The 11,577-nt window shown below is 57.6% G+C and carries 9 protein-coding genes; 7 read left to right on the forward strand and 2 right to left on the reverse strand.

The genetic code is table 11. The features are described 5' to 3' along the window. The first annotated feature begins 4 nt into the window (after window positions 1-4). From pyrD to rmf, 7 genes are all read left to right on the forward strand, one after another. Window positions 5-1,015 (forward strand): quinone-dependent dihydroorotate dehydrogenase, encoded by a 1,011-nt coding sequence (pyrD, locus tag OKB87_RS00820; RefSeq protein WP_029300913.1) that lies wholly within the window; start codon window positions 5-7, stop codon window positions 1,013-1,015. A gap of 87 nt (window positions 1,016-1,102) precedes the next feature. After that, complete coding sequence (locus tag OKB87_RS00825; protein ID WP_041218016.1) at window positions 1,103-1,639, forward strand: cell division protein ZapC; 537 nt, start codon at window positions 1,103-1,105, stop codon at window positions 1,637-1,639. Between the two features lie 681 nt (window positions 1,640-2,320). Then, complete coding sequence (rlmKL, locus tag OKB87_RS00830; RefSeq protein WP_252377171.1) at window positions 2,321-4,492, forward strand: bifunctional 23S rRNA (guanine(2069)-N(7))-methyltransferase RlmK/23S rRNA (guanine(2445)-N(2))-methyltransferase RlmL; 2,172 nt, start codon at window positions 2,321-2,323, stop codon at window positions 4,490-4,492. After that, on the forward strand, window positions 4,492-4,722 hold the full coding sequence (locus OKB87_RS00835; protein ID WP_124251353.1) for a glutaredoxin family protein: 231 nt from the start codon (window positions 4,492-4,494) through the stop codon (window positions 4,720-4,722). The genes rlmKL and OKB87_RS00835 overlap by 1 nt, the downstream gene beginning before the upstream one ends. Window positions 4,723-4,796: 74 nt before the next feature. Next, entirely contained in the window at window positions 4,797-6,719 is a 1,923-nt protein-coding gene (uup, locus tag OKB87_RS00840; RefSeq protein WP_045526530.1) for an ATP-binding cassette ATPase Uup, read from the forward strand. Between the two features lie 8 nt (window positions 6,720-6,727). Next, window positions 6,728-8,365, forward strand: a complete 1,638-nt coding sequence (locus tag OKB87_RS00845; RefSeq protein ID WP_201902828.1) for a DUF3466 family protein — start codon at window positions 6,728-6,730, stop codon at window positions 8,363-8,365. A gap of 160 nt (window positions 8,366-8,525) precedes the next feature. Beyond that, window positions 8,526-8,705, forward strand: coding sequence for a ribosome modulation factor (gene rmf, locus OKB87_RS00850; RefSeq protein ID WP_005315693.1), 180 nt, complete (start codon window positions 8,526-8,528; stop codon window positions 8,703-8,705). Between the two features lie 81 nt (window positions 8,706-8,786). Here rmf and fabA read toward each other — a convergent pair whose 3' ends face one another. Both fabA and OKB87_RS00860 read right to left on the reverse strand, forming a co-directional pair. Beyond that, complete coding sequence (gene fabA / locus OKB87_RS00855; RefSeq protein ID WP_016350690.1) at window positions 8,787-9,347, reverse strand: 3-hydroxyacyl-[acyl-carrier-protein] dehydratase FabA; 561 nt, start codon at window positions 9,345-9,347, stop codon at window positions 8,787-8,789. Window positions 9,348-9,428: 81 nt separating this feature from the next. Beyond that, window positions 9,429-11,408, reverse strand: coding sequence for a Lon protease family protein (locus OKB87_RS00860; protein WP_270826142.1), 1,980 nt, complete (start codon window positions 11,406-11,408; stop codon window positions 9,429-9,431). Between the last annotated feature and the right edge of the window lie 169 nt (window positions 11,409-11,577).

An 11,577-nucleotide genomic window follows, 5' to 3' on the forward strand; every position in this document is an offset into this window, starting at 1 on the left:
AAACATGCTGTACCCTCTCGCCAGGCATTTCCTGTTCAAGCTCAACCCGGAACAGGCGCACGATCTCTCCATCAAATATTTGCCCCGCCTTCTCGGTACGCCGCTTGATTGTTTCTTCCGCCACTCCTTGCCCAAACGCCCCGTCACTGTCATGGGGCTTTCTTTTGCCAATCCGGTGGGTCTGGCGGCCGGTCTGGACAAGGATGGCGAGTGTATCGATGCCTTCGGGGCCATGGGGTTCGGCTTTATCGAGGTCGGTACCGTCACCCCCAGACCCCAGAGCGGCAATGACAAGCCGCGTCTGTTCCGGGTTATTCCGGCAGAGGGGATCATCAACCGGATGGGCTTCAACAACAAAGGGGTCGACCATCTGGTTGCCCAGGTCAAGAAAGCCAAATATCAGGGGGTGATCGGCATCAATATCGGCAAGAACAAGGACACCCCCATCGAGCAGGGCAAGGATGATTACCTGATCTGCATGGACAAGGTGTATGACCATGCCGGTTATATTGCCGTCAATATCTCTTCTCCCAATACGCCGGGGTTGCGTTCACTGCAATATGGCGATGCGCTGGATGAACTGTTGGCTGCCCTCAAGGTTCGTCAGCAGGAGCTGGCCGCGCAATATAAGAAATACGTGCCACTGGCCGTTAAAATTGCGCCGGATTTGACCCCGGATGAAATTAATCAGGTGGCCGCATCCTTGATAAAAAATGGCATTGATGGGGTCATTGCCACCAATACCACCCTTGAGCGCGACATGATTTATGACATGCCCCATGCCGCTGAAGCGGGTGGCCTCAGCGGTCGTCCTTTGCAGCACAAGAGCACCGAAGTGATCCGCCAGCTGGCCAAGGCACTGGATGGTGCGCTGCCAATTATTGGCGTCGGTGGCATCGACAGTGCCATGGCGGCCCGCGAGAAGCTGGCAGCGGGTGCCAGTCTGGTCCAGATTTACAGCGGCTTTATTTATAAGGGCCCTGATCTGGTCAAAGAGATTGTGACCCATATATAAGAAATAAATCGGTGCCCTTTATTTAAAGTTGCTGAAATTCTCGACATGGAATAAAGTCGAGTAACGACTTTCAGTAAGGGCACCTGCATGTGTATCCAACCCAATGACAATTGGCAGTGGCATTATGATGCTCATGATGATCGTCTGATGCTGGATTTATCCGATCGCATGATCTTCGCCACCGAATATAAAGGGCGACAATTGGTGCCCAGCTCCTTCACCACCCAGCCTTTTTGCGTGGATGATGCAGCGCTCTATTATCAGCTGATGGACAGGGTTGCCGAACTGGAGTGGAGCGTACCACATCAGGTTCAGCTGGTACTCAATGCCATCGCCGTCAGCCGCTTTTACAAACCCCTGATGCCACAAAGCTGGTTCTTTGGGGAAACCCACCCCTCCATTATTCCCGAAACCGGTGCACTGGTGTGCATGGGCACCCCACACGGCAAAGGGGAGTTTCTGGTGATCGAAGCCGGTGAACAGGCCAGCGTCTGTTTAAACCTGACTGACGATCTGATATTGACCACCAGCAAGACACTGCCCCGTTTTGGCGTCATCAAGGTGATGAACAATCGCATGAGCCCAAGGCCGGTGGCACAGGCGCAATATCGCCAGGTGAGTTGAACCTCGGGTTATTTTATAGCAAGCCTTTATCCTCTCATTCGGTTCATCCTGATGAACACTCACTCGTCCCCATTCTGTTCCTATCATTAGCCTTGATTATTTCAGGCGACTGCTTTTGTGTAAAAAATGCCCTCCGATCAATTTGATAAGAGGGCGGTAAACACACACTACAGGAGGAATAAGCGGTTGTATCAACAACACTGGGTTATTCTAAATCCTGTAGTTTCTCTTGAAACCTGATAGATGTGACAGTCGGACAATAGCGATATGAACAGAGAGAGGAGGAAAAAAATAGCCCTCCCGTTTACGGACGATAACGGGAGAGCCAAACACGGGGTTTACAGAAAGGACTTGCTCTGTCGTGGGAATAATAACGAGTTGAGTCTTGTTTGACGCCTGTCAGATATGGCAGCGGGACAGCTCACCTATTCCTGACCATGGCCATGTCATATATGGTTGCTGCCTCAACAAGGTAATGCCGCGCCAATAAGAGATGCCGGAGTGCACCAGGTTATTGTTTGAACTTGTCGAGCGGTTGGTACATTTTTTATTCGTCAGATCCTTCCTGCGCGCATGTCTCGCCAGAACGGCCAAAAGGTCGGAGGCGGCGCATGTCAGATACCCTCGGTTTATGTCGTCACTGGCAAGCTTTTGCTGCTCCGGATCGCGGCTTAAGGTATAATGCGGCACTATTTTTATGGGTTCCCCGTGAGCGTGATGAAAGAATTTTTTGCAACCTGCCCAAAAGGGCTGGAAAACCTGTTGGCCGTCGAGCTGACCAACCTAGGCGCAGAGCAGGTCCGTGAGACCGTGGCTGGCGTGCATTTCAAAGGCGAACTGGCCATTGGCTACAAGGCCTGTCTGTGGAGCCGTTTCGCCTCCCGCATCGTGCTGGTGCTGTCCGAATTCCAGATGAATGACGACCTGGATCTCTATCTGGGTGCTCACACCATTCCCTGGGAAGAGCACTTCTCCGGTACCTCCACCATTGCGGTGGATTTTACCGGTACCAATCCGGCCATTCGCAATACCCAGTACGGTGCCCTGAAGATCAAGGATGCCATCGTCGATCGCTTTACCAAGCGCGGTCACGTGCGTCCTGACGTGGACAAGAAGTCGCCGGATATTCGCATCATGGCGCACCTGGGCAAGGGCAAGGCTAATATCACGCTGGACTTGTCAGGCCCCGCGCTGCACCAGCGTTTCTACCGTCAGGGCACCGGCGAGGCGCCGCTCAAAGAGAACCTGGCCGCCGCCATGATTGCCCGTAGCGGCTGGGCCGGCGAGCCCATGATGGACCCCATGTGTGGTTCCGGTACGCTGCTGGTGGAAGCCGCCTTTATCGCCGCCGACATGGCACCGGCCCTGCGCCGCGAGCGCTTCGGGTTCGATCGTTGGCTGCAGCACGATAGCGAGCTGTGGCAGAGCCTGCTGATGGAGGCTCAGGTACGGGCCAAGCGCGGCATGCAGCGCTGCGAGGTGAAGCTGTTTGGTTGCGATGCCGACAGCCGCGTGCTGCTCAAAGCGCGCGACAACGCCAAAGCCGCCGGCGTGGCCCATCTCATCACCTTCAAACAGGCCGATGTCACCGCGCTGGAAAACCCGCTGCCGATGCCGGCAGTGGAAGGGGAGGCTCGTCAGGTCGGCATGCTGATCTCCAACCCGCCCTATGGCGAGCGTCTTGGCGAGTTCCCGGCACTGCTGGAAGTGCATCAGGCGCTCGGCGATGCCCTGCGTCGCAGCTTCCAGGGCTGGAAAGTCTCCATTCTTTCCGCATCCCCCGAGCTGCTGAGCTGTCTGCGTCTGCGCGCCGACAAGCAATACCGCCTGTTCAACGGGGCTCTCGAGTGTCAGCTGCGCAACTACCAGATTGCGCAGGACTCCGTTGCTTCCCAGAAAGAGGTGGCGCAGGACTTTGCCAACCGTCTGCGCAAGAATCTGAAGACCCTGGAGAAGTGGGCACAGAAAGAGAACCTCGACTGCTATCGCCTCTACGATGCCGATCTGCCGGAGTACAACGCCGCCATCGACCGTTATCAGGACTATCTGGTGGTGCAGGAGTACGCGGCGCCCAAAGACATTCCCGCCCAGAAGACCCGTCAGCGTCTGCTCGACATGGTGCAGGCCGCCATCAAGGTGACCGGCATGGATGGCGAGAAGGTGATCCTGAAAGTGCGCGAGCGTCAGGAAGGCAAACAGCAGTACCAGAAGCTCTCCGAAGAGCAGCACCGGATGGAAGTGCAGGAGTACGGCGCCCGTCTGTGGGTCAACCTCTATGACTATCTCGACACCGGTCTGTTCCTCGACCACCGTCAGACCCGCCGCATGCTGGGTCAGATGGCCAAGGGCAAGCGCTTCCTGAATCTCTTTGCCTACACCGGCAGTGCCACCGTGCACGCGGGGCTCGGCGGTGCCAGCGAGACCACCACGGTGGACATGTCGCGCACCTACCTCAACTGGGCACAAGACAACATGCGCCTCAACTCGCTGGTGGGCCGAGAGCACAAGTTCGTGCAGGCCGACTGCCTGAAGTGGCTCTCCGAGGCGGACGATCAGTACGACCTCATCTTCATCGATCCGCCCACCTTCTCCAACTCCAAGCGGATGGACGAGAGCTTCGACGTGCAGCGCGATCATCTGCTGCTGATGCAGCACCTGAAGCGTCTGCTGGCCGCGGGTGGCACCCTGGTGTTCTCCAACAACAAGCGCCACTTCAAGATGGATCTGGCCGGTCTCGAGGCCATCGGTCTCAAGGCCCAGAACATCACCGGCAAGACTCGACCCAAGGATTTCGAGCGCAACCAGCATATCCACAACTGCTGGATCATCACCCATGCGGAGGCCCAGGCCTGATGCTGACCCTGTTTCACACCGACGGTTGCCACCTGTGCGAACAGGCGTGGGCGCTGGTGGAGCAGGCCGGTCTTGCGGCCGATGCTCGCCAGTGCGACATCATGGATGATGAGCAGTGGCTGGCAACCTATCGGGTCCGCATTCCGGTATTGCGGGATGAAGCGGGGCGCGAACTGGGTTGGCCCTTCACCCTGACTGAGCTGCAAGCGTGGCTTGCCAGGCAGGGGTGAGCGGGCGATTTGACGATGAAACGGGGGGAGATCCAGTCTGCCACCCGTTTTTTCATTAGCAATAAGGAACAAGAATGGCTCTTTTGACATTGCACGGCGCATCGTTGTCGTTCAGTGATTTTCCGCTGCTCGATCAGGCCGAGCTCACCATCGAGCGGGGCGAGCGCCTCTGTCTGGTGGGGCGCAACGGGGCGGGCAAGTCCACCCTGATGAAGGTCATCGCCGGCGAACTGCCGCTCGATGACGGCCGTCTGGTGCTGCAACAAGATTTGAAAGTGACCCGTCTCGAGCAGGATCCCCCCGCATCGAGCGAACTCACCGTGTTTGACTACGCCGCCGAAGGGCTGGCCGGGGTAGGGGAGCTGCTCAAGCAGTATCACCATATCTCCATGGAGCTGGCACACGATGCCTCCGATGCCAACATCCGCAAGATGAGCCAGTTGCAGGAGCAGCTCGACTACCAGAATGGCTGGCAGTTCGAGACCCGCATCAACCAGGTGCTGACCCTGCTGGGTCTGGACCCCGACGTGACCCTCGACAGCCTCTCCGGCGGCTGGCTGCGCAAGGTGGCACTGGCCCGCGCGCTGGCCTGCGATCCGGATCTGTTGCTGCTGGACGAGCCGACCAACCACCTGGACATCGATGCCATCAACTGGCTGGAAGAGTTCCTCAAGGATTTTCGCGGCGCCATCGTCTTCATCTCCCACGACCGGGAATTCATCCACAAGCTGGCGACCCGGATCATCGATCTGGACCGCGGCGTGATCACCTCCTGGCCCGGCAACTACGACGAGTACCTGCAGGGGAAAGAGGAGTGGTTGCGGGTCGAAGAGCTCAAGAACGCCGAATTCGATCGCAAGCTGGCCCAGGAAGAGGTGTGGGTACGCCAGGGGATCAAGGCCCGTCGTACCCGCAATGAGGGGCGAGTGCGCGCCCTCAAGGCGATGCGGATGGAGCGGACCCAGCGCCGTGAACTGCAGGGTAAGGCCAAGCTGCAGCTGGATGAGGCAAGCCGCTCCGGCAAGCTGGTATTTGAAAGTGAAGGCCTGGGGCTGGACTTTGGTGATCGCACCCTGTTCCAGGGGCTGGATCTGCAGGTGCTGCGCGGCGACAAGATTGCGCTGGTCGGCCCCAACGGTTGCGGCAAGTCGACTCTGATCAAGCTGCTGCTCGGCCAGTTGAGCCCAAGTCGTGGCACGGTCAAGGGGGGCACCAATCTGGAAGTGGCCTACTTCGATCAGTACCGCGAGCAGCTCGATCCCGAGAAGACGGTGGTGGACAACGTCGGGGAGGGCAAGCAGGAAGTGATGGTGCGCGGCCGCTCCCGCCACATTCTCGGTTACCTGCAGGACTTTCTGTTTGAACCAAAACGGGCACGCACCCCGGTGAAAGCCTTGTCAGGGGGCGAAAAAAACCGTTTACTGTTGGCCAAATTGTTCTTGAAGCCCAGTAATTTACTGATCCTCGATGAACCAACCAACGACCTGGATGTCGAAACGCTGGAATTGCTGGAAGAGCTGCTGGCGGACTACCCCGGCACCCTGTTGCTGGTGAGCCACGATCGTCGTTTCATCGACAATACCGTGACCGGTTGCTGGTTGTTTGAAGGGGACGGGCAGATCAGCGATTATGTGGGCGGTTACGCCGACATGATGGCCACCCGCGCTCAACAACAGGCACAGCAGTCTGCGCAGCAAGTCGCCAAACAGGCGCAGAGCAAAACGCCAGAGCCTGTCGTGGCGCCGGCGCCTGCTGCCACAAAAGCCAAAAAGCTCTCTTACAAGTTGCAGCTGGAGCTGGATAATCTACCGGCTCGACTGGAACAGCTGGAGGCAGAGCTGGATGCCCTGCAGACCGAGATCAACCACCCCGGTTTCTTCTCCCTGCCGAGCGACCAGACTCAAGCCAAACTGGATGCCCTGAATGCAGCAGAGGCTGCATTGGAACAAGCCTTCTCCCGTTGGGAGGAGTTGGAAGCGTTGAAACATCAGGACTAAGGAAGTAGATGAAAAAGCAATTATCCATGCTGGCCATTCTGGTCAGCGCCAGCCTGCATGCCCAGGCGGCACAAAGTCCCTTTTTCACCATTGTCGATGCGTCCGACAAGGGTTACGCCAGCGGGATCAGCGGCGATGGCAACGGGCTCATCGGGATCAATACCAAGAACAACATGGCCGAACACTTCTCGACCGTGCGTTTCGCCGACTTCCTGGTCGATCGTTTCCGTTTCGAGCAGGGCTGCATGCTCTCCAACTCGGTCTGCAACTCCTTCTGGAACGACAACAGCAACTTCGCCTATCAGTGGCGTCGTGACTTCCTTGACGGGGTCGACCAGCGCAACAACGTAGGTTACGTGCAGCTGGGCGAGACCGACGGTCTGGTGACTGCCCTGGGCGACGTACCCGGCACCCGGGCGGGCTACAAGATGAGTGGCAAGCTGCGCACTGCCTTCGCCGTGGTCGAGGAGGGCAACCCCGTCGAGCTGAAAGACGGCGCCGGCACTCACAGCCTGAGCGTGCCGACCAGCATCAAGAAACTGGACAACGGCCAGTATCTGGTGACCGGTACCGCCGCCACTGGCAAGAACATTGCCGTCAACTCCGAAACCTACAACTGGTGCTTTGCCGGCAACGACGGCCAGTACGGCGACTACCGCTACTGCCCGGGCCTCAACACCCAGGCCAGCTTCTGGCTGGTCAACAGTACCGGCACATTCAACAAGCTGCTGCAGGCCAACGAGTATGCCCGCGCCCGCAACGAAGTGGTGCAGACCGCCTCCGCGCTTGGGGTGGGTAAATTCAACGGCAATCTGTACGGGGTAGGGTACTCCTCCACCGGTGAGATCGGCACCAACTACCTGGATGGTCGCAACCTGGCCGCTTACTGGACACTGGATCTGGATGGCAGCAAGGTAGGCACTACCCAGATCATCCCGCTGGCCGAAGGCGAGCCCGGCAAGGATGACGCCAAGCTGCAACACAGCTGGGCCGTGGGGGTCAACGACAACGGTTATGTGATCGGCAACCAGCTCTATCGCATCAACAAGGGCCAGAACCGCCCGGTCGAGATGTTCGTGTTCAACCTGAACACGCCGACCACCACCGCCGTGGTTTCCCTGCAGGACAAGCCGCTCAGCGGCTCCGGCTCGGAAGCGGCCGCCATCAACAACCACAACATGGTGGTTGGCTGGCGTGACTCCCGTCATCAGACCCAGCCCGTGGTCAACGGCACCAATCGCATGCAGGAAGGCTTCCTGCTCAACGCTGCGACCGGCAACAACTGGTATCTGAACGATCTCATCTGTGGTCTGGATGATGCGGGTGCCAAGCAGTGTGCCCAGAACGGTTACTACTACCACATCGCTTATGCCAGCGGCATCAGCAGCAACGGTACGGTCGCGGCTACGGCTTATCGCTACAACAGCGAGAGCGATCTGAACAACCGCACCAATGCTACCGTGGTCAGCGTCAAGCTGGCGCCGGTGGTAACCGACTACAAGAACAACGATCCGGCCGGTTATGTGGTCGCCAACGCACCGGTCAACAACCAGACCGGTCAGGATGGCGGCAGCGGTGGTGGCAGCCTGTTCTGGTTGACTCTGCTGGCCCTGCCATTCGCCTGGCTGCGCCGTTTCCAGCGCTAAAAAATTGTGTCACTAAAAATTAATGCGGTTCAGTGTCTTGTGTCACAATGACCAGATAGCATGAAATTTTTTGTTTGACCCTGCCGACCCCCTGGGGTAAAGATGAAAGCGACCGATGAAAAATTGGTCGCTTTTTTTGTTCCACGGAAGAGGGTCGTAGATGATGAAGAGACAAAAACGGGACCGTCTGGAAAGAGCTCGTGCTCGTGGTTATCAGGCTGGCGTGGTCGGCAAACAGAAAGAAGCGTGTCCGTATCAATGCCTGGATGCCCGTGGGCATTGGCTTGGTGGTTGGCGTGATGCCATGGAAGGGCGGGGCTCAGGCCTCTTCATGAAGTAGCCGGTACTTCATCACTCATTGCAAAAGGAAAGGGGCCATGATGGCCCCTTTACGTTGTTCAGTTCGACCTGAAGGTCAGACTTAGAATGCGGTGGTGTCCTTGAATAGACCCACTTTCAGATCGGTAGCGCTGTAGATCGGGCGACCATCCACTTCCACCACGCCATCGGCGATCCCCATCACCAGCTTGCGGTTGATGACGCGCTTGAAGGTGATCTTGTAGGTCACTTTCTTGGCGGTCGGCAGGATCTGGCCGGTGAATTTCACCTCGCCAACCCCCAGTGCACGACCCTTGCCGGGGCCGCCTTTCCAGCCCAGGAAGAAACCGACCAGTTGCCACATGGCATCCAGACCGAGACAGCCAGGCATGACCGGATCACCCGGGAAGTGGCAATCGAAGAACCAGAGATCCGGTGTGATATCGAGCTCTGCCAGGATTTCGCCCTTGCCATGCTCACCACCGTTGTCATTGATCTTGACGATGCGATCCATCATCAACATGTTGGGGGCGGGCAGCTGGCTGTTACCCTCACCAAACAGTTCGCCACGGCTGCAGGCGAGCAGCTCTTCACGGGTAAACGAGTCTTTGCCTTGTTCACACAGGGAAAGGCGGGCATCAATGGTGGTATTGTCTACGGTCACGCTGTTTATCCTTCAAATGGGTCAAAGCCGGGCCAATTTAGCGTACAGTTGTTCGCTAAACAACTCCGATCACTTCTTTTCTCACCGTCCGAACACTCGACCAAGCAGGCGGCGCAGCACGCCCCCCTTGATGATGTCGGTGCCGTTGAGCTCATCCAGCCGCTGCTGTATCCGGCCAAACAGGGTATCCGGCATATCCGGCTCACCGGCAACACAACCAGTCAGCAGCTCGATGGCCTCTTCCACATGATCCACCGGATGGATATGGAATTGGCCGGCTTCGACGGCTGCAATCACCTCATCGGACAGGTTGAGCTGCTGGGCATTGGTGCCGGGCAGCAGGATCCCCTGTTTGCCGGTGAGACCGTGGATCTTGCACACCCGGAAGAAGCCTTCGATCTTCTCGTTGACGCCGCCGACGGCCTGCACATTGCCGAACTGATCGACCGCGCCGGTCACCGCAAAGTGCTGGTAGATGGGCTGGCGGGCGAGGGCAGAGAGCAGGGCACACAGGCCGGTCAACGAGGCGCTGTCACCATCGATTTCATGGTAGGACTGCTCGAACACCAGGTTGGCCGAAAGCGGGGAAGGGTTCTCGGCCCCAAACTTGTTGGAGAGATAACCGTGGATGATCATCATTGCCTTGGCGTGGATATGGCCGGCCAGCTCCGCTTTGCGCTCGATGTCCGCCACATCGCCATCCCCCAGATGCACGGTGGCGGTGAGGCGCACCGGCTCGCCGAAATCATAGGGATGGCCTGAGACCTGAATGACGGAGAGGCCGTTGATCTGGCCCACTTCTTCACCGTCGGTCTGCAGCAGGATCTGGCCGTCGATGACGCCCTGGTCTGACTGTTCAACCAGATAGTTGAGGCGGTAATCCTGCTCTTCCAGCGCACCGCGAATGTGCTCGTCGGTGACGACGTCCGCTTCCAGCTCGCGTGCCAGGCTGTCAGCCATGCGCATGATGGCAGAAAGTTGCACCTCGGAGAGCGACAGCCACTCCTGGTGGTCGCACAGCCGGCTGGCGTGGCGGCAAAGGGCGGCGAGGGCGGCCGGAGTGAAGTCCAGCAGCTCCCAGCGCTCGCGCAGCCAGGCCAGATATTGAAGATAATCGGGCAGATCCTCTTCAATGTTCACCTCGGAGACCAGGTCTGCACGCAGGAAGATGCGCTCGGACATGTCGCGGTCCTGCATCTGGAACTCGGCCACATCCAGCCGATCGCCGACCAGGATCAGCTTGAGCTTGATGGGGGTGGCTTCCGGGGTGAAGAAGGGGGTCAGGGTCTTGCCTTCCTGATAGGCGTTCCAGTCCAGCTCACCTTTTTGCATCGCATTCTTTAGCTTGAACCAGAGATGGGGCTGGTCCAGCAGCTCGTCCAGCTGCAAAATCAGATAGCCACCGTTGGCCTGACGCAGCAGACCTGGTTCCAGCAGGTGCTGGTTGGCATAAACCGAGCCTTGCTCGGTCTGATAGTTGATGGAACCAAACAGGGTATCCCAGTTCAAATCCCGCCCATAGATGATCGGCGCTTCCTGCTCTTCATGGTGGATCAGCAGGTTGATGAGCACCGGATGCTGGAATTCGAGCCCTTGAGCCACGTGCGCCGCCAGATCGGAGAGGAAGTCATCGATCTTGGGATCGTTGTTCTGTTTGCGCATGATGCGGGTGACCAGGCGCTCGGCATCCAGATGATGGCTCATCAGCTTGAGCAATTCACCGACCATTTCACAGAACTCGAAGCCGGTGCCGGGTTGCAGGCGCAGCCAGATGGGCTTGAACGGATTGTTCAGATTCTCGGTGTAGCAGAGATCGAACAGGTCGCCATCCTTGCCATTGGAAGCGGCGATCAGCGTCTGGCAAACGCCTTCATAATCCACCCCGGGAAAACCGTTGAGCAACATGACCGGGCAGTCACCATCAAAACTGGCGAGACGCTTGATGCCGGAAATGGCTCTGGGTTGCAAGGCGGCAAAGGGAATGGGTTCGAGTTCACTGAGGGCAGGAAACTGTTCAATCGAAAAAACAGGTTTTAATTGTTCTGATGTTAATTCAGCCACTTAAGACATCCGGTCGGAGATAGGATCAATTGTTGCCATTATACACAGTTCAATAGGTGGTGATAGGAAACAAGATATTTAATTTAACATAATATGCATTATGCGCGGTGTTAGGTTTTGAAAGAATCCGGAGTGATGTCGGTTAAAGAACGCTGGTCATCACAGCCAT

The sequence above is a fragment of the Aeromonas sp. Y318-1 genome (genome assembly GCF_027706125.1).
In the GTDB taxonomy this organism is placed as follows: Bacteria; Pseudomonadota; Gammaproteobacteria; order Enterobacterales; family Aeromonadaceae; genus Aeromonas; species Aeromonas hydrophila.

What these genes read in the sequence shown, in the direction of transcription:
- OKB87_RS00845 (WP_201902828.1), top strand. Translation starts at nt 6,728, where the DNA reads ATGAAAAAGCAATTATCCATGCTGGCCATTCTGGTCAGCGCCAGCCTG.
- uup (WP_045526530.1), top strand. Translation starts at nt 4,797, where the DNA reads ATGGCTCTTTTGACATTGCACGGCGCATCGTTGTCGTTCAGTGATTTT.
- rmf (WP_005315693.1), top strand. Translation starts at nt 8,526, where the DNA reads ATGATGAAGAGACAAAAACGGGACCGTCTGGAAAGAGCTCGTGCTCGT.
- OKB87_RS00835 (WP_124251353.1), top strand. Translation starts at nt 4,492, where the DNA reads ATGCTGACCCTGTTTCACACCGACGGTTGCCACCTGTGCGAACAGGCG.
- pyrD (WP_029300913.1), top strand. Translation starts at nt 5, where the DNA reads ATGCTGTACCCTCTCGCCAGGCATTTCCTGTTCAAGCTCAACCCGGAA.
- OKB87_RS00825 (WP_041218016.1), top strand. Translation starts at nt 1,103, where the DNA reads ATGTGTATCCAACCCAATGACAATTGGCAGTGGCATTATGATGCTCAT.
- rlmKL (WP_252377171.1), top strand. Translation starts at nt 2,321, where the DNA reads ATGCGGCACTATTTTTATGGGTTCCCCGTGAGCGTGATGAAAGAATTT.